This is a genomic window from Ruegeria sp. D7, assembly GCF_056534355.1.
Genome location: NZ_JBQFPG010000004.1, coordinates 271,310 through 289,437, shown reverse-complemented (window position 1 = coordinate 289,437; position 18,128 = coordinate 271,310). Strand labels below are relative to the sequence as shown.

The window sequence follows — 18,128 nt, the reverse complement described above, 5'->3', positions numbered from 1 at the left end:
CGCTGCGTGTTGCAGCTTGCAAACACCCGTTATGCGCACAGGTAAATCATAAGGCGAAACATTGCCGCTTTGACCCGCGATCGGCCAATATTTGCCTATGACCCATTGATTTCAAGCCGTGCGAATACCGCTGGCACTTGTTCCGGCAGATCTTCAGCAATCAACCCCGGCCCAAATTGCCTGGCGCATTCCACATGTAACCAAGCTGCGGTCTTGGCTGCAGCCATCGGGTTGAAGCTCCGCGCCAGTAGTCCCGTTATGAACCCGGCAAGCACATCGCCCGACCCTGCTGTCGCCAGCCAGGGCGCCGCCCGGTCAAACAGCGCCGCATTGATCACACATTGCCCATCCGGTGCAGCAATCGCCGTGTCAGGGCCCTTGTATAGTACCACACAGCCAGCCTGCTTGGCCGCCTCACGCACGGCATCCACTTTGGAATAAGCCGGCCCTCTGCCCGGCTTGATCGAGAGCTTTTCGGAGATCTCCGGGAACAATCGCGCAAACTCGCCCCCGTGCGGTGTCAGAACACATCTGTCATGGAGCATGTCCAACAGCACCTCTGGCGCATCAGCAAACGCCGTCAAAGCATCCGCGTCCAGCACTGCTGGACGCCCCGAGGCCAGCACCGCAGGAACCAGCTCCTGCGCACGCGCCAACCCCAAACCAGGACCGAGGCATAGTGCATTCAACCGCGCATCCATCAGGACTTCCAACAGATCATCGCCGCTCTGGACCCGCTGCAGCATCAGCGCAGTGATGTGACTGGCAACCTCCATCTGAGCCGAGGGTGGAACACCCAGCGTCACCAATCCGGCCCCGATGCGTAATGCGCCACGTGCCGCCAGCCTTGCTGCGCCGGTTGCCCCCGCACCTCCGCTAATAATCAAGGCATGCCCATGCGCATATTTGTGTAAGGCAGTTGCCTTCGAAAAATCAGCATCCGGGGCGGTCACCAGTTTGACCGCACCCTGAACTCCCTCCTCCAAACCAATGTCCTTGACGACCAATCGGCCACTTCTGACCGGCCCCAGCCCCAGATAATGCCCCAGCTTTGCAGTATGAAACGATACCGTGAGCCTGGCCTGAACCGTCGCGGTCCCCGGGACCAGCTCACGCCCACTATCGGAACACAGGCCAGACGGCATATCAACGGATACTGTCTTTTCGGCGATGGCTGGATCCGAGGCAGTCATTTCTGCCCATTTTAGAACATCACCCTCAAGCGGTCGCTGTAAGCCCGTCCCGAATAACGCATCGACATAAAGGTCAGCCCCTTGATGCGCGGCAAACACTTCGGAAAATGGGTGAACCTCCCCCAATTCGCCCCACCTGTCATGATTCACACGCGCATCTGGTGGCAGCTTCGCCGGATCACCAAGAAGAAATGCCGCCACCTCCCAGCCGCGCTCCCGCAGCAAGCGTGCAACAACAAATCCATCCCCCCCGTTATTTCCTGGCCCGCAAAGAATTACCGCACGCAGCGGATCCTCTTCATCTGGCCCCAAATACCTCGGGGGTGCGGGGGCTGGCCCCCGCTGCAGCTCTAGCCATTCTTCAAATACGGCTTGAAGAACACCGCGCCCCGCCCGCTCCATCAGCTCCAGCCCGCTCACGTCGCCGGACTCAATCGCGGACTTTTCGATCGTCCGCATCTGTGCCGCTGTCAGCAACTCTGCCATATTGCGCCCTCACGCGATTCAATTCTGATTACATTTTGTGCACATCGATCAAAATTTAACCCGTTGCACGATTTCGCAGCACCACAAGGCGACCAAATTCGCAGTTCCATTGCCGCCCGATCTTAGACGTGATCATTGCCATCGAGACAACCATACAAGGTGAGCCGGAATGAAAAAGATCGAAGCGATCATCAAGCCGTTCAAACTGGACGAAGTGAAAGAGGCGCTGCAAGACGTGGGAGTCCAGGGCCTCAGCGTGGTCGAGGTGAAAGGCTTTGGTCGCCAGAAAGGTCACACCGAACTTTATCGCGGCGCAGAATATGTTGTCGACTTTCTACCCAAGGTAAAGGTCGAGGTCGTGCTGGATGATGATCAGGTTGACGCAGCGATCGAAGCCATCGTTAGCGCCGCAAAGACCGACAAGATCGGGGACGGAAAAATCTTTGTCTCACCTATCGAACAAGCCATTCGTATCCGCACCGGCGAAACCGGTTCGGAAGCCCTGTAACACAGCAATCTTCAAATCAGAGGAACAAATAGTATGAGCAAGGACGCAGTTCTTCAGCTGATCCGTGATGAAGACGCCGAATACGTCGACATCCGCTTTACCGACCCGCGTGGCAAACTTCAGCACGTCACCATCATGTCTGATCAGGTCGATGAGGACTTCCTGGAAGAGGGCTTTATGTTCGACGGTTCGTCCATCGCGGGCTGGAAGTCGATTGAAGCTTCCGACATGAAACTGATGCCCGACACCGACAGCGCCTATGTCGATCCGTTCTATGCGGAAAAGACCATCTGCCTGCACTGCTCGGTTGTGGAGCCTGACACTGGTGAAGCCTATGAACGTGACCCGCGAGGCACCGCTCAGAAAGCCGAAGCGTACCTGAAGGCTTCCGGTATTGGTGATGTGGCCTACATGGGTCCTGAGGCCGAATTTTTCCTCTTTGATGACGTTCGTTTCTCGAACAGTATCAACAAGGTATCCTACGAAGTTGATGCTACTGATGCATCGTGGAACACCGACACCGAATACGAGATGGGCAACATGGGCCATCGTCCGGGCGTCAAAGGTGGTTACTTCCCCGTAAACCCCGTTGACGAAGCGCAGGACCTGCGCTCGGAAATGCTGTCGACAATGAAGCGTCTGGGCATGAAGGTCGACAAGCACCACCACGAGGTTGCATCCTGTCAGCACGAACTGGGCCTGATCTTCGACAGCCTGACCAAGCAGGCCGATGAGCTGCAGAAATACAAGTACGTGATCCACAACGTTGCACATGCCTATGGCAAATCGGCGACCTTCATGCCGAAGCCAATCGCAGGTGACAACGGCACCGGCATGCACGTGAACATGTCGATCTGGAAAGACGGCAAGCCGCTGTTCGCGGGCGACAAATACGCCGACCTGTCTGATGAGGCGCTGTACTTTATCGGCGGCATCCTGAAACACGCCAAAACGCTGAACGCCTTCACCAACCCGGCAACCAACAGCTACAAGCGTCTGATTCCAGGGTTCGAAGCCCCCGTCTTGCGCGCCTATTCGGCCCGCAACCGTTCAGGCTGCGTGCGTATTCCGTGGACCGAAAGCCCGAAAGCCAAGCGCGTCGAGGCCCGCTTCCCCGATCCGGCCGCAAACCCTTATCTGGCGTTCGCCGCGCTGCTGATGGCCGGTCTGGACGGCATCAAGAACAAGATCGATCCGGGCGAAGCCATGGACAAGAACCTGTACGATCTTCCTGCCGAAGAACTGGCCGACATCCCGACCGTCTGCGGCAGCCTGCGCGAAGCTCTGGAAGCGCTGGCATCTGATCACGACTTCCTGCTGCAAGGCGACGTGTTCACCAAAGACCAGATCGACGGCTACATCGCGCTGAAGATGGAAGAGGTAGAAACCTACGAGCACACACCTCACCCGGTTGAGTACGGCATGTACTACAGCTGCTGATTAAGAATTTTCGACGAAAATTCTCAGGGGGCGCCCATCGGGCGCCCCTTTTTCTGTATCTCTGCGAGATTTGACGGATCGATGATGATCTTTCAAAATTTGAGCTCAACATCAGGCGGAGAGAGCACATGCCCGCAAGCGACGAACCCTTTTCTGAGTATTCAGGACTTGTAACCTCGGAGAAAGATCTGGAACGCATTTGCGGGCAACCCTTGCCGCAGATCATTGCAAAGGAATTGCCTGCACTTGATGAGATGTGTCGAGACTTCATCGGCATGTCCTCGTTCTGCCTGATCGCTTCGGCCAATCCCGATGGGCATCTCGATATTTCGCCTCGTGGCGATCCTGCGGGGTTTGTGCAGGTGCTCTCGAACTCGATGATTGCGATCCCGGACCGGCCCGGGAACAAGCGCGTGGATACGTTTCATAATGTGCTGAAAGATCAGCGCGTCAGCGTGATATTCTTTGTCCCCGGAAAATTGGAAACTCTGCGCCTGCGGGGATCCGCGAGAATTAGCGCAGATCCCGAACTTCTTTCAAACATGGCCGTTGGTGGACGCGTGCCCAAGCTGGCCCTGTTGATCCATGTCGAAACCGTCTTTGCGCACTGTCCCAAATGCATCATTCGATCAAACCTGTGGCAACCCGATGAATGGCCGGACTCATCCAGTCTGCCAAATATGAACGCGATGATGGTCAAACATGCCAAGATCGACAAAACCCCGGATGAATGGTTCGAATCCCTGAAAGGCACAGACGAGCTTGATCTCTATTAAACCACTTTGCGGTAGGTCGAACTCGGCTTAGGCTGAGCATGGTTTTTTTTGCACTCGGATTTCCTCTATGCCTCGTCTTCGCCTTTACGCTGCGCTCGCGTTCCTTCTGCCCTCAGTGGCACTGTCCGCCCCTTGTGGGAATACCAGCAGCGGGTTTGAGGCCTGGAAAGCCGACTTTGCCAAAACCGCCAAACGAGCGGGTGTGAAAAAGAAGGGTCTGCAAGCGCTCGCACAAACGCAATATGCAACACGTACGATTGCCGCGGATCGCAATCAGAAGAGCTTTAAATACTCATTAGACAAATTCATGCAGGTGCGCGGGGCAAACACCATCGTTGCGCAAGGGCGCAAGCGCAAAGCTCGCAATCCGCAGTTTTACGCCGCGCTCGAGCGTCAATATGGCGTACCGGCGGGTGTGCTAATTGCCATTCACGGCATGGAAACCGGCTTTGGAGGTTTCATGGGAGATAGTCAGGTTGTTTCCGCAATCACGACATTAGCCTATGATTGTCGCCGATCCGAATTCTTCATCCCGCACGCTATCGGCGCCTTAAAACTGGTTGACCAAGGTACCCTTACGATGGCGACAAAAGGGGCAAAACATGGCGAGCTGGGGCATACACAGTTCCTGCCCGGCAACGCCCTGACCTATGGTGTGGACGCCACCGGTGACGGTCGGGTCGATTTTTATAACATGACCGACGCGCTCGCCTCGACCGCGAATTTTCTACGTAAGAAAGGGTGGAAGCCCGGTCGCGGCTATCAACCCGGAGAGCCGAATTTTGCGGTCATACAGCAATGGAATGCGGCCTCGGTCTACCAGCAATCCATTGCAATCATGGCGGCGCGAATCGACAACTAGGGCGGTCATAGGCTTGACGTCAGAGCACCTGAATTCGGCCACATTGTTGCCACATAGATTTAAGGAAACCCCGATTTTCTTGGTTTCCAAAGCGTAATCAATCTTGGAATATTTCGACTTTTTTCCATTTTGGTCAAAATTTGCGCCATTTCGCCTGTTAATTTGTTGTGAAGATTATGACAGCAAAGGAACATGCTGTGACTGCAAAGCATAGTTACCACGGTGGGCTCCAGTTTGACGGGTCGGCAGATGGCGCGCTTGAGCGTATGTGCGAGGTCGTCTCGACGACGCTGGGTGACTATGGCCATCTGGTCGAGCGCAAGACGCTTCTTAGCGCATCGGAGGCCAGTATCGTCAGCAGCCAATATCTCGTGCGTCTGACATTGGACTCGGAACCAACCCAAGTAGATCACAATCACCATGAGCGGATGGATCGAACCGCTGGTCTCAAAACTATGCCGCGTGCTGCGGTTACGCTGCCGGGAAACCGGCTGACGATCTTGATTTGTCCGGTGTCAAAACTGCTCGATGACAGTGAAATATCCGAGTTGATGCTTGTGGTGATCCTGTACCGAATGGTCGACATCTGCACGACCCGTCGTGTCGAATGGTTGTCGCCCAAAACGGTTCTGACCATCGAACAATTCATGAGTGCCTTTGATTCAATTGCACCGCGCAACGCCCGGAACCGAAAGCAGATATTCGAAGCAGTCAGCGGCCCATTTGCGGGGCTCGATCTGCCCGATCCTGATGCGGAAGATACACAGACCAAACACGCCAAGCCGCGTCCGATCAAGCTAAGTGACGACCAACTGCTCAGTATCGCCTTCCGGACCGAGGCTGATGCTCCCCTGCCCGCCGGCAACATTCACCAGTCCGAGGACGAAACGGAACGCCCAAGCGATATTCTGCGACTGACCAGCTGGGGCATGACTGGTGCTGTGGCAAGCATATCGACACCGATTGCCATATCCCTGGCAGCAGTCAATCTGATCCGGGGTGAGGATTTCCGCCTCAACACTCAGGTTCTGGCTTTTACCACAGCGATTTTTGGTCTGAACGCTACGAATGTTTTTGCCGAGGTCGCCAGCGCGATTGGCATGTAATCAAATTACCCAAGACCCTCCTTGGAGGCCCCGCCGTGAGGCGGGGTTTTCCATTTTAAGGACCTGATCAGCGGCCATTACATAAGTGTGGATCGCGAACACCACTGCGTTTGTCTCAGGTAAACGCAAGAGAGTCTGACGTTCACTACGCAGATATCGGGCCGAATTTTCATCCCGCGGTGTGCGTCGCTGCATGAGACTACGCGGTTGGAACAATTCGGCATCATTGTACCAAAGCGCATTGAACCGCCAGAGTGGCCGGTTGGGCTGAATGCCGTCAAACAATCGTTGAACTCTGCGGGCAATATTGGCGTCGTAGGCATCAACCGGTTCATGGATCCCAATCAACGGGCGCATGAACTTTTCCGACAGCATCCAGCTTGCAGGAAAGCACAGGATCGCGCCAGTCAAAACATGCTCGTCATCGTGTTTCTGCAGAATGCAGAAATCCTCTTGCACCAAATGGCATAGCGTTTCCAACGGGCATTCCCGGTCAACCTCAACCCGTACACCGTCGGGCCGCACAACGTGATCGGAGACATTCGGATAAACTTGCTGAATGACCAGTTCCAGCAACTCCTGCGCGGGTGCCAACGCCTCGGGGCTTTGCGCCAAGACGTCCGGCTTTTGCTGCGCCAACAGCGCGGCGCGTCGTTGCATCTGGGCAGAAAACGCATCGTCGCGATGCAACCAGGCCCTGGGGTCCGCAGGCTTAATGCCAGGCAGCGGGTTTTGGGCGAGTGGATCATAGGGAATGGCTTGCTGTAGTATCACGGTCATAGTCGAGGCATAGCACCCTGCTCTGGCGCTGTCGGTCAAAAAGCGACCAGAAGACGGTCGCAAACCTAGAAGACGCAGCGCATCTGGATTTGCAGGTTGGTCAGGCAAGCAGAAAGGTCCAACCGTGAACACACCATATCGTGACACCCGTAAGATTGACCCGACCCGGGGCGCCACACTCGGGGACGGGACACCGAACGACAATGACAGGATCGAGATCGGACCGACACAGCTTGCCTTTGACGAATGGGCCGCTGCCGGGCTTAGCCTGCCCAATCTAGAACAGATGCGTAAATACCGCTGGAAACGCCTCACTCAGGCCATCGTGCAGCGCGATTGGGGCGGGATCCTGCTGTTTGACCCCCTGAATATCCGCTATGCGACTGACAGCACCAACATGCAGCTCTGGAATACCCATAACCCGTTCCGGGCCGTTTTGGTTTGCGCTGACGGGTATTTGGTGATCTGGGACTACAAGAACTCTCCGTTCTTGTCGAAATTCAACCCGCTGGTGCGCGAGCAGCGCTCGGGCGCCGATCTGTTCTATTTCGACCGGGGCGACAAGATTGACGTTGCCGCAGATGTGTTCTCAAACGAGGTGCGCGCCCTGATCGAAGAACACGGCGGCGGCAACATGCGGCTGGGTGTCGACAAGATCATGCTGCACGGCCTGCGCGCGCTTGAGGCTCAGGGGTTCGAGGTGATGGAGGGCGAAGAGCTTACCGAGAAAACCCGTGCCATCAAAGGCCCAGACGAAATCCTCGCCATGCGCTGCGCCAGCCACGCCTGCGAGACCGCAGTGGCCGAAATGGAGCGCTTCGCACGTGTCAATGTCGGAGACGGGAAGACATCCGAGGATGACATTTGGGCAGTGCTACATGCTGAAAACATCCGGCGCGGTGGTGAATGGATCGAGACCCGCTTGCTTGCCTCGGGCCAGCGCACCAATCCCTGGTTTCAGGAATGCGGCCCGCGCATCACGCGGCAAAATGAAATCATCGCGTTCGATACCGACCTGATCGGGTCTTACGGCATTTGCGTCGACATCTCACGAACCTGGTGGATCGGCGATCAAAAACCGCGCCCCGACATGATCTATGCCATGCAGCACGCGCATGAGCATATCATGACCAATATGGAAATGCTGAAGCCCGGCGTCATGATCCCGGAACTAACTGCGAATGCCCATCGGCTGGATGACAAGTTTCAGGCACAGAAATACGGCTGCCTGATGCATGGAGTTGGATTGTGCGATGAATGGCCCTTGGTAGCCTATCCCGACAAGGCGGTCGAGGGATCCTATGATTATCCACTTGAACCCGGAATGGTGTTGTGCGTCGAAGCGGCAGTTGGCGAGGTTGGCGGCGATTTCTCGATCAAGCTGGAAGATCAGGTGCTGATCACCGAAGACGGCTATGAAAACCTCACGAAGTATCCGTTCGACGCACAGTTGATGGGGTCTGGCTAAGCGCTATCGCCTAGTTTGACCAGTGGGACCGTCTGACATTACCGTGCCAATCCTCAGGCGCTGTGAGAGTTGGCGTGTCCTCAGACGTATTCGTCAGCGGCCAGCTTTGTCCCAGTGCAAAACCAATTGCGCCAGTCACGAGAATTGCCAACAGAACTCCGGCGTGGAGTGTCGGGCTTAGCGGTGCAGATGTTGTATGTGCCATTTTGACCTCTGCTTTGGATAAGAAGGATGATTGCAAGTTGGGGTCCAAGTATAAATAAGTAAAATGAATGTTTATCCGAATTATCATCACATTTTTTGATTGTTCAGATACCAACCCCAACAATGCATTGATGCGACGCGCCAAGGGCTACGTGGTCCCACCCCCTCACCTTCCTGTTACGCCACTGACACAGGGGTTGAGAGAACCGCACACAGCACACAGTATTGTCGAAACCTGGACCACCAAGGATTCATCATGCCCACCGAACGCATTACTTTCGCCGGTCACGACGGCAGCCAATTGGCCGCGCGCCTTGATCTGCCGGACGGGCCGGTACTGGCAACGGCTTTGTTTGCGCATTGCTTTACCTGCTCTAAGGACATACCTGCCGCACGGCGCATTTCGGCGCGTTTGGCGGCGATGGGCATCGCCGTGCTCAGGTTTGATTTTACAGGCCTTGGCCACTCGGATGGAGAGTTTGCGAATACGACATTCACCTCAAATGTCGAAGATCTGATCGCTGCAGCGCACTACCTGTCCGGCCGCAACATGGCCCCCGCCCTGCTTATTGGCCATTCACTTGGCGGCGCTGCGGTACTGCGCGCACGCGCTGGCATACCGTCGATCAAGGCGGTCGTCACATTGGGTGCGCCTGCTGACCCGGGCCACGTATCACACCATTTCGAGGCCGCCCTGCCCGAGATTCAGGCGCAAGGCAGCGCAGAGGTTTCGCTTGGCGGTCGCCCGTTCCGCATTGGCAAAGCTTTTGTCGATGACATTTCAGAGGCCGCGCTTAGCCCTGCCGTTTCAGATTTGAAAGCAGCGCTTCTGATCCTGCACGCACCGCGCGATGACACGGTCAGCATTGACAACGCCAGCACCATCTTTCTGGCTGCGAAGCATCCAAAAAGTTTTGTCACGCTGGACGATGCCGACCATCTGATCACACGCGCCGCTGATGCGGATTACGCGGCGGATGTCATTGCGGCTTGGGTGTCGCGATACGTCAAACTGTGCCCGCCCGCCCCACCACCCGGCGCCCCGGAAGGTGTTGTTCGCGTGACCGAGGCAGACCCGGCAGGGTTCCTGCAAGACATCCAGTCCGGCCCGCGCCACCATGCGGTCGCTGACGAGCCCGCTTCGTACGGAGGAACGGACCGAGGCATGTCCCCTTATGGATTTGTGTCCTCGGGATTGGGCGCCTGTACCTCGATGACCATTCGCATGTATGCGCGGCGCAAGAAATGGCCGCTGACAGGTATCACCGTCGATGTCTGCCACGACAAGGTACACGCCCAGGACGCCGGACTGGCCAGCGATGGCAAGGTCGATCAGTTCCGCCGCAAGATACGGCTACAAGGGCCGCTGGATGCCGCGCAACGTGCTAAGCTATTGGAGATCGCAGATAAATGTCCCGTGCACCGAACCCTTGAAGGCTCGGCCCATATCACGACTGAGCTGCTGGACTGAAAACCACCTTTGTCAGCTTATGATAATGATTGAAGGGGGCTTTTGCCCCCTTTTTCTAACGGCGCCTCGGTGAGGGTCGGTGAATTGGTGGCCGTGCCGTCGGAGGACGCGCCACCGGGGGATGCGGACGCGACGGCGGTTTGGCGATCGGTGGCTTTGGCCGCGGTGGAGGGTTCGGACGAACCGGTCGATCGGGGCGGTCGGGCCGGTCTGGGCGGTTTATGTCAACATCTACATTCACGTTACGGTCGTGGTAGTAATCATTCCACAGCATCGAGTCGTAGAACGGGTCATACCCAACGCCATACCCTACCCCGACGGACACGCCATCGCAGGCGGACAATGTAAACGTTGCAGTACCCAACCCCAGCGCCAGAACAGACCGTTTTAACAGTTTGCGAGTCATCCGAGCCTCCTTACTGCAAAGACCGGAACGACGCGAAAACGGCGTTCAAGGCATCAACATAAGACGGGTCGGCCCCGTCACGCAGGATCGCAACCCCAATCGCAACACGGTCTCGCGGCAGGTCGATCACAGTGGCGGTAAAGTTTACGCCTCGCCCATCCCGATTGCCGGTGCCGCGGATAACATGCGCAGGCCGCCCACCAATCCTTGTATCACTGGTGCTGGTCACCGTCGGGTCCTTGACGAGGAATTTGTCGATATCCTCAAGATAGCGCACCCCGCCCTGAATGCTGGAAACCCGTGATGGTGAGACGAAGCCCATCCAGACATTATCGTCGGTCACCGGTCTGATCCCCATGACGCGCGAAACCGCACGGGCATCGCCCAGATTGGTATCCTCGATTTCACGCGGGCCACCGGTACGCAATGCCCAAAAGTCGGGAACCTCAAAGCGGAACAGGGCGCGCCCTTCATCGGTGTAGGTCACCGGTGTGTCAGCTTGCACAGGCGTTACAGCCAACCAAGTCACGGCACTTGCAGCAAGCGCCAAGCTTAACAAAATACGCATATCTCAATAACCTGATCAGTTTTCTGATGTCAGGTTGCCCATGCAGTTTGACTTTGTCCAGTATCCTGTTCTGAAGACAATAAAAAACCCGCGTCCGGAAAGCTCCGAACGCGGGTGTGTCTTGCGCAAGAGCGCGCTATCAGGTGCGTGCGTCGCCCAGCAGCTTCCACAGGCCAGGGATCAGCAGAGCGGCCAGCGCCAGCTTGATCGCGTCACCCAGCAGGAACGGTGTCAGACCCCATTCCAGGATCGGCTTGTCCCAGCCATACAGCTGACCCAGCCACAGCAGGCCCGGCACGTAGATCAGCACGTTGGCCAGTACCAGCGCCAGCGCCAGCTTGCCGACCGAACGATCCCAGCCGCGCGCGGCCAGTGCGCCCAGCAGAATGGTCGCCATCAGGTAACCGACCAGATAGCCGCCGGTGCCACCCATCATGTAGGTCAGGCCGTATTTTTCGGCCGAGGAACCTGCAAACACGTCAAAGCCCAGAGCACCAACCAGCAGGTAACCCAGCATCGTGATCAGGCCAAGGCGCGCGCCATAAGCGGTGCCGATGGTCAGAACGGCGAATGTGCCCATGGTGATCGGAACCGGCCACATCGGCACTTTGATTTTGGCAGCAACAGCCAGAGCAACGATACCCAGGGCAACCAGAGCCACCTGCTTGACGCGCAGCGCCGTCCCCTCACGCGGGCCAAAAGCATTGGCCAGTACGTTTGCGTTCATCTCATTTCTCCACATTCGGACTTATTTGCACATGCAGCAATGCCCGTTCCGGGCCGTTGCTGCAAGATGATTACGCTATCGCAGCGCGTATTTGGTCTCCATTTCATAGGATTTTCGCGGCCCTGATACGGTCCAGCGGACTGTCCAGCGCGGCCATCCCGAGAAATCATAGTGTGCATCATAGCTGTCCGGCGGGCAATCGTGATGATCCTCGACCCGGGTTTGGCCAAGTTTGAGTGCGTGAAAAAACCGATCATCATCAAAATGGATAGCGATCCGATCACCGGCGTCGCGCCAAAGGTATCGACGCATTCCCGTCATTGCAGGCTGCCCCGGAACACGCAGCGTGACCGTCTCATCATAGACCAACCCTTGGGTATCTTGCCGAAGCTCTGCCTTACCCTCGGCCTGAATGATCTGGCCTGCACGCTCGTCCCGGATGAGGCGGCTCAGGTCCCAAACCCCCTGGAAATCATAAATATTTCTGGGCAGGCTCACTTCAAATAGATTCCGTCAGTTGTATTACCTGAATCATCCACAAACCGGATGGTTTCACCGCTTTGCTCAACATCATAACAAGCCCAGAAATCCGAACGCGGCCAGACCGAGCAATAGCGATCATCACGAACGGCCCATCGTCCCGAACTTGGGCGGCCTGAAAAGTACTGCGTTTGCATATTGCTATCGAAGGTCTGGGTGATCCCCTCGCCATAGTCGAGCTTCTTGCCAGCAAGCGCCATCAGAATCTCATCACCCGTCAGTTGCTGAAACTCGTCGGCGGCCACAAATCCCGGCCAAAGCAATAAAATCAGGGCAAACCGTCTCATCCCAGCACTCGCGCCTTGTTCCTTGGTCAATGCGCGGCTAAACCCCGCGCCAACGCCTCATCCCAATCATAAAAAGGTGCTGCCGCCAATGATTCCCCGCTATTCACGCCCCGATATGGTCGCCATCTGGTCACCCGAGAGCAAGTTCCGCATTTGGTACGAGATCGAGGCGCACGCCTGCGACGCCATGGCCGATCTAGGCGTGATCCCGCGTGAAAACGCCGAGGCCGTGTGGAAAGCCAAGGATGTGGATTTTGATGTCGCCCGTATCGACGAGATCGAAGCCGTCACCAAACACGACGTCATCGCCTTCCTGACCCATCTGGCCGAACATGTGGGCAGCGAGGAAGCCCGTTTCGTGCATCAGGGCATGACCTCCTCGGACGTGCTGGACACTTGCTTCAATGTGCAACTGACCCGCGCCGCCGACCTGCTGATTGCAGACCTCGAAGGTCTGTTGGCTGCCCTGAAACGCCGCGCGATAGAGCATAAAGACACCGTTCGCATCGGTCGCAGCCACGGTATCCATGCCGAACCCACCACGATGGGCCTGACCTTTGCCCGCTTCTATGCCGAGATGGACCGCAACTTGTCCCGGATGCGCGATGCCCGCGCGGAAATCGCCACCGGAGCGATCAGCGGCGCGGTCGGGACGTTTGCGAATATCGACCCGCAGGTTGAAGAGCATGTCTGCGACAAGCTGGGTCTGGTGCCTGAACCGATCAGCACGCAGGTCATTCCCCGCGACCGTCACGCCGCATTCTTCGCCACACTGGGTGTTATCGCCAGCAGCATCGAAAACATCGCTATCGAAATCCGCCATATGCAGCGGACAGAGGTGTTGGAAGGTGCCGAGTTCTTCTCGATGGGACAGAAAGGTTCCTCGGCGATGCCGCACAAGAAGAACCCGGTCCTGACCGAGAACCTGACCGGTCTTGCGCGCATGGTGCGTGCGGCCGTGATCCCGGCGATGGAGAACGTGGCGCTGTGGCACGAGCGCGATATCTCGCATTCCTCGGTCGAACGCATGATCGGGCCGGATGCCACTATCACGCTGGACTTTGCACTCGCGCGATTGACCGGTGTAATCGACAAGATGCTGATCTTCCCCGAGAACATGATCGAGAACATGAACAAGTTCCCCGGTCTTGTCATGAGCCAACGAGTGCTGTTGGCGTTGACCCAAGCAGGTGTAAGCCGCGAGGATGCCTATGCCATGGTTCAGCGCAACGCGCTGAAAGTCTGGGAGCATCGCACCGACTTCAAAGAGGAACTGTTGGCCGACGCCGATGTCACCGCCGCGCTGAGCCCGAAAGAAATCGAAGAGAAATTCGATCTCGGCTACCATACCAAACATGTAGATACGATTTTCGCCCGCGTATTCGGCGAATAATTCAAACTCAAACAGTGCTAAAAACTTGGCCCGGTTTGCTCAATGCAGCCGGGCCTTGTGTCTTTGCCAGATTGGCAAAAATCGGTTAATCTGTTGGCACAGTTTCCGCGAAAGGAAAACTCGATGCTACGAACTGCTCTATGCGCAATTGCTCTTATCTGTGCGGGCACCGCCGGATTTGCCTGTAACGGTAACACCAAGCAAACCCAGTCCTGTGCTGAAGGCACAATTTGGGACAGCGAAAGCCAAAGCTGCATGAAAATCGTCAATAGCTGACATTTTTATTTCCTGCTTGTGAATAAAAGCGATCAGTCAATCGTTAGCTTTTTTGAAGATCAAGCTATGATTGTAACAAGTCTCTTTGACAACGGAGTAGGAAAATGCGTCTTGTACTAGCCTCGGCCATCGCTCTTCAGGCCTTTACCTTCGCGCCCATGGCCATTGCTGCGGGTGGTGGGGACAGCAGCCCGCCCAAGCCCACCAACACCACCAAGAAATGCCTGTTTGGCCGCGTCTATGACGAGGCAGCCGGGCGCTGCGTCAAACCCAACAAGACGAATTTCACCGAAGACCAACTGTATGATGCCGTGCGCGAGTTGGCTTACGACGGGCAGTACGAAAATGCTCAGGGCATTCTGCGTATCATGGATCAAGATGATGATCGGGTGCAGACCTATTGGGGGTTCACCTATCGCAAGATGGGTGAGCTGAAACTGGCTGACGCGTTTTACCAAAAAGCAATTGAATCCAACCCCGACAACATCCTCGCCCGCAGCTACATGGGTCAGGGATTTGTTACCCAGGGCAAGACCGAGTTGGCCATCGCACAATGGCGCGAGATCAAGGCGCGTGGTGGCGAAGGCACATGGGCTGAGACATCGCTGCGCGAAGCGATCAGAACAGGGCTGACATATAGCTACTGAGTTTCAGGGTTTCTTTACCCGACTCTCTATATTCTGCCTGCAACGCGAATGAGGCATTGCAGGCAGATGCAGGACACGAAACTAATGGTGCAGATGACGCCGGGCGCGCAACCCCCGGTCGTTGAACAAGACGATGATGCGCCACGTGTTGTGCCGCGCGCCCTCAGCAACCGAGAGAAAGCCGCAGTTGTGGTTCGGCTGCTGCTGAACGAGGGGGCGGATATCCCGCTGGAAGAGCTTCCCGATTCACTGCAGGAACAACTTACCCACCAACTTGGACAGATGGGGTTGGTTGACCGGGTAACGCTGGCCGCCGTCGCGCAGGAATTTGCCGATGCGCTGGATGGCGTAGGGCTTGCATTTCCCCATGGGCTTGCTGGTGCTCTGGACGCGGTGAACGGCAAGATCGCCCCAGCCACCGCCGCCCGGCTGCGCAAGGTAGCTGGCGTGAGGCAGATCGGTGACCCATGGCAGCGTTTGCGCGAAGTACCCTCAGAAGATCTGGCCGAGATGGCCAAAGCTGAAAGCACCGAAGTCGCCGCCGTTATGCTGTCGAAACTCGAAACCGCCAAGGCTGCCCAGTTGTTGGGCCACCTACCCGGCCCCACAGCGCGACGGATAACTTATGCAGTCTCGAAAACGGCCAACGTGACGCCCGAGGCGGTTGAGCGGATCGGATGGTCCTTGGCCGCTCAGCTGGATCAACGCCCCGAGCCCGCCTTTCGGGATGGGCCGGGTGAGCGTGTGGGCGCGATCCTCAACCAGTCGGCCGCGGCAACGCGTGATGGTTTGCTGACCGCGCTGGACGAAGAAGACGCCGATTTTGCGGATACCGTCCGGCAATCGATCTTCATCTTTTCGCATGTGCCCTCGCGCATCCAACCCCGCGATGTTCCAGCGATTCTGCGCGTTGTGGATCAACCCGTTCTCATCACGGCGTTGGCCGGAGCCAATAGCGACGAAGACCTCGCCACGGTCGAGTTCTTCCTAGCCAACATGTCCTCTCGCATGGCGGAAAACTTACGGGAAGAAATGGCCGAACGTGTCAAGGTCAAACAATCCGACAGTGAAGAAGCGATGTCTCAGATCGTTGCAGCCATCCGCGCGCTTTTGGACGAGGGCGCGATCGTACTGGTCGAGGCTGAGGAGAATGCAGAATAGTCCGGCAAGGCGCGACCACTTGTGATCGCACGATGGGGCCTGTATGTCTCGTCGCGCAGTTCACAACGCTCAGGTGTCTCTCCCCATGCCCGTCGAAAAGTCGGAACTAAGCCGATTTGAGCTTGGAAAATACTACGTCGCCAACCTGTTTCTGACCGGCGTAATCCGCGGCATGCGCCTGCTGCCATATGAGCGCCGCATCGGAGCGATGGGCGCGATTGTGCGCTGGCTTGCCCCCATTGTCGGGTTTCGAACCCGCGTGCGCCGCAACCTGAAACTCACCTGCCCAGATCTGCCCGAGGCCGAGGTCAAGCGCATCTGCCGCGCCGTGCCTGACAATGCCGGGCGCGCGATCATGGAGCATTTTTCAGCCGACGGTTTCATCGAGCGACAAAGCAAGGCCAAAGTATCGGGCTCGGGTGTCGAAGCATTTGATGCCGCCGTGGCGGAAGGGCGTCCAGTGATGATGATCACTGCGCATTTCGGGCACTATCTGGCCGCGCGGGTCGCGCTGCAGGCGCGTAGCGGTAAACCCATCGGCAGCCTCTATCGCCGCATGGCAAATCCATATTTCAACGACATGTATGTCGAGGCATTCTATCAGACCGGGTCGCCCATGTTCGAACAGGGCCGCCGAGGTATGGTCGAAATGGTCCGTTCACTGAAAAGCGGAGGCATCATTGCCATTGTATCCGACCTGCATGCGCATGGTGGTGAGGAGCTGACCTTTTTCGGCAAACCCGCCGTCACCTCGGTGCTGAACGCGGAACTTGCGATCAAATACAAGGCTGTGCTGATCCCCTGCTATGCAGTGCGCCAACCCAACGGGATCGATTTTGAGATCGTCCTACACGACCCGGTCCCGCATACTGATGCCAAAACCATGACCCAGTTCACCAATGACGACCTGGAAGCGATGGTGCGTCAGCACATGGGACAATGGTTCTGGATTCATCGGCGCTGGAAGTCCTGGAGGGGACTGGGGGTCCAGCCAAAGGATATGCCCTGATCACTTAACCCGCGCTGCGGCCACGATCGGACCATGGCCACTGCGCTGGATCAGAACAACGGCAGGCAATTCCGATGACAATGTTGCGGTGAAACTCTGCGGTGTTTGGCCATCCCAGCGACCGGCAATCTGCCAATTCTCGACCACGTTTGCATAATCCAGATCATGTCCGGCCAATTCGCCACGCCGGATCGAGGTGCGACGCATCGGCGAATACTGCACAATCCGAACATCATAGGTTTCGTCGTCTGGTAACTCGATCGGAACGACATTCATGGATACTTCGTTCGCAGTACGCGTGGCACTGACCTCGGCCTCCGGCGGCGCAGCCAGGTGTGCATCGATTAGCCGGTTCAGTTCAATTGACTTGGCCCCAACCACATCCTGCTGCCCATTCACAACCATCTGCGGCGTGTAGATCATCGTCCGCCCGCCTTCACGTGCATAGGCGCGCTGACGATCGGTGTGGTCGGGATTGGCGTATTCATCTTTCCAGCCAATGTAGTCCCAATAATCCACATGCAACGCCAGACCGATTACATCATCCCGCTTGGCCAATTCATGCATGATCCGGTCTGCTGGCGGGCAGGACGAGCACCCCTGCGAGGTGAACAGTTCGACCACCACCGGATCATCCTGCGCCTGAGCCGGGGCAGCAAGAAAGAGTGAAACAAACGCGGTCGCAGCGACTGATCTGAGCATGTTTTCTCTCGATAGAGGATGATTGCCTGAAAGGTTTAAGTCGGAACCGAATAAACTGCCAATCAAGGTTTCTTGAGACCTCAGACACAAGCTTTCGACAAAATGTGTGCAATGGTAT

Annotated in this window: 20 protein-coding genes; 11 read left to right on the top strand and 9 right to left on the bottom strand. The window is 56.7% G+C overall.

Translation table 11 applies throughout. The annotated features are described in order from the left end of the window. Positions 1-95 precede the first annotated feature (95 nt). A complete protein-coding gene (locus ACRZ9U_RS08495) occupies positions 96-1,679 on the bottom strand; it encodes an NAD(P)H-hydrate dehydratase (protein ID WP_170403162.1) in 1,584 nt (527 codons plus the stop codon). A gap of 169 nt (positions 1,680-1,848) precedes the next feature. Between ACRZ9U_RS08495 and ACRZ9U_RS08490 the strand changes: the two genes are divergently transcribed. The 5 genes from ACRZ9U_RS08490 to ACRZ9U_RS08470 all read left to right on the top strand — a co-directional run bounded on the left by ACRZ9U_RS08490 (position 1,849) and on the right by ACRZ9U_RS08470 (position 6,371). Further along, positions 1,849-2,187, top strand: coding sequence for a P-II family nitrogen regulator (locus ACRZ9U_RS08490; RefSeq protein ID WP_170396438.1), 339 nt, complete (start codon positions 1,849-1,851; stop codon positions 2,185-2,187). 33 nt (positions 2,188-2,220) lie between these two features. Further along, a complete protein-coding gene (glnA, locus tag ACRZ9U_RS08485) occupies positions 2,221-3,627 on the top strand; it encodes a type I glutamate--ammonia ligase (protein ID WP_170396436.1) in 1,407 nt (468 codons plus the stop codon). 128 nt (positions 3,628-3,755) lie between these two features. Beyond that, a complete protein-coding gene (locus ACRZ9U_RS08480) occupies positions 3,756-4,403 on the top strand; it encodes an MSMEG_1061 family FMN-dependent PPOX-type flavoprotein (protein ID WP_170403165.1) in 648 nt (215 codons plus the stop codon). 67 nt (positions 4,404-4,470) lie between these two features. Continuing rightward, complete coding sequence (locus ACRZ9U_RS08475; RefSeq protein ID WP_170396432.1) at positions 4,471-5,265, top strand: lytic murein transglycosylase; 795 nt, start codon at positions 4,471-4,473, stop codon at positions 5,263-5,265. 176 nt (positions 5,266-5,441) lie between these two features. Next, positions 5,442-6,371, top strand: coding sequence for a hypothetical protein (locus ACRZ9U_RS08470; protein ID WP_480901592.1), 930 nt, complete (start codon positions 5,442-5,444; stop codon positions 6,369-6,371). Here the strand turns inward: ACRZ9U_RS08470 and ACRZ9U_RS08465 are convergent, their stop codons facing one another. Next, on the bottom strand, positions 6,372-7,151 hold the full coding sequence (locus tag ACRZ9U_RS08465; protein ID WP_170403174.1) for a heme-dependent oxidative N-demethylase family protein: 780 nt from the start codon (positions 7,149-7,151) through the stop codon (positions 6,372-6,374). It abuts the gene before it with no gap. A 124-nt stretch (positions 7,152-7,275) separates the two neighbouring features. Here ACRZ9U_RS08465 and dddP point away from each other — a divergent pair, with 124 nt between their 5' ends. Continuing rightward, on the top strand, positions 7,276-8,619 hold the full coding sequence (gene dddP / locus ACRZ9U_RS08460) for a dimethylsulfonioproprionate lyase DddP (RefSeq protein ID WP_480901590.1): 1,344 nt from the start codon (positions 7,276-7,278) through the stop codon (positions 8,617-8,619). 10 nt (positions 8,620-8,629) lie between these two features. Here dddP and ACRZ9U_RS08455 read toward each other — a convergent pair whose 3' ends face one another. Continuing rightward, complete coding sequence (locus tag ACRZ9U_RS08455) at positions 8,630-8,824, bottom strand: hypothetical protein (protein WP_170396424.1); 195 nt, start codon at positions 8,822-8,824, stop codon at positions 8,630-8,632. Positions 8,825-9,079: 255 nt separating this feature from the next. Between ACRZ9U_RS08455 and ACRZ9U_RS08450 the strand changes: the two genes are divergently transcribed. Next, positions 9,080-10,294: a bifunctional alpha/beta hydrolase/OsmC family protein gene (locus ACRZ9U_RS08450; protein ID WP_170403180.1), complete on the top strand. Its 1,215-nt coding sequence runs from the start codon at positions 9,080-9,082 to the stop codon at positions 10,292-10,294. 55 nt (positions 10,295-10,349) lie between these two features. Here ACRZ9U_RS08450 and ACRZ9U_RS08445 read toward each other — a convergent pair whose 3' ends face one another. The 5 genes from ACRZ9U_RS08445 to ACRZ9U_RS08425 all read right to left on the bottom strand — a co-directional run bounded on the left by ACRZ9U_RS08445 (position 10,350) and on the right by ACRZ9U_RS08425 (position 12,822). Next, positions 10,350-10,700, bottom strand: a complete 351-nt coding sequence (locus ACRZ9U_RS08445) for a hypothetical protein (protein WP_170403183.1) — start codon at positions 10,698-10,700, stop codon at positions 10,350-10,352. Positions 10,701-10,710: 10 nt separating this feature from the next. Then, positions 10,711-11,268 (bottom strand): hypothetical protein, encoded by a 558-nt coding sequence (locus ACRZ9U_RS08440; protein WP_170403186.1) that lies wholly within the window; start codon positions 11,266-11,268, stop codon positions 10,711-10,713. Between the two features lie 139 nt (positions 11,269-11,407). Continuing rightward, positions 11,408-11,995 (bottom strand): biotin transporter BioY, encoded by a 588-nt coding sequence (locus ACRZ9U_RS08435; protein ID WP_170396416.1) that lies wholly within the window; start codon positions 11,993-11,995, stop codon positions 11,408-11,410. Between the two features lie 75 nt (positions 11,996-12,070). Further along, the gene (locus ACRZ9U_RS08430) at positions 12,071-12,493 is read right to left on the bottom strand and encodes a DUF6314 family protein (RefSeq protein WP_170403189.1); all 423 of its coding nucleotides are present in this window, start codon (positions 12,491-12,493) and stop codon (positions 12,071-12,073) included. Then, entirely contained in the window at positions 12,490-12,822 is a 333-nt protein-coding gene (locus ACRZ9U_RS08425) for a hypothetical protein (protein WP_170403192.1), read from the bottom strand. Before ACRZ9U_RS08425 ends, ACRZ9U_RS08430 begins: the two co-directional genes overlap by 4 nt. A gap of 88 nt (positions 12,823-12,910) precedes the next feature. On the opposite strand from ACRZ9U_RS08425, the gene purB reads away from it, so the two are divergent. The 4 genes from purB (at position 12,911) to ACRZ9U_RS08405 (ending at position 17,308) form a co-directional block, all read left to right on the top strand. After that, positions 12,911-14,215, top strand: coding sequence for an adenylosuccinate lyase (gene purB / locus ACRZ9U_RS08420; protein WP_170403195.1), 1,305 nt, complete (start codon positions 12,911-12,913; stop codon positions 14,213-14,215). 380 nt (positions 14,216-14,595) lie between these two features. Next, complete coding sequence (locus ACRZ9U_RS08415; RefSeq protein WP_170403198.1) at positions 14,596-15,138, top strand: hypothetical protein; 543 nt, start codon at positions 14,596-14,598, stop codon at positions 15,136-15,138. A 66-nt stretch (positions 15,139-15,204) separates the two neighbouring features. Next, the gene (locus tag ACRZ9U_RS08410; RefSeq protein WP_480901587.1) at positions 15,205-16,299 is read left to right on the top strand and encodes a flagellar motor switch protein FliG; all 1,095 of its coding nucleotides are present in this window, start codon (positions 15,205-15,207) and stop codon (positions 16,297-16,299) included. 85 nt (positions 16,300-16,384) lie between these two features. Then, a complete protein-coding gene (locus ACRZ9U_RS08405) occupies positions 16,385-17,308 on the top strand; it encodes a lysophospholipid acyltransferase family protein (RefSeq protein WP_170396406.1) in 924 nt (307 codons plus the stop codon). On the opposite strand, the gene ACRZ9U_RS08400 is transcribed toward ACRZ9U_RS08405, so the two are convergent. Next, positions 17,309-18,010 carry a DUF1223 domain-containing protein gene (locus ACRZ9U_RS08400; protein WP_170403201.1) on the bottom strand — a complete coding sequence of 234 codons (702 nt, stop codon included), beginning with the start codon at positions 18,008-18,010 and terminating at the stop codon, positions 17,309-17,311. Positions 18,011-18,128 lie beyond the last annotated feature (118 nt).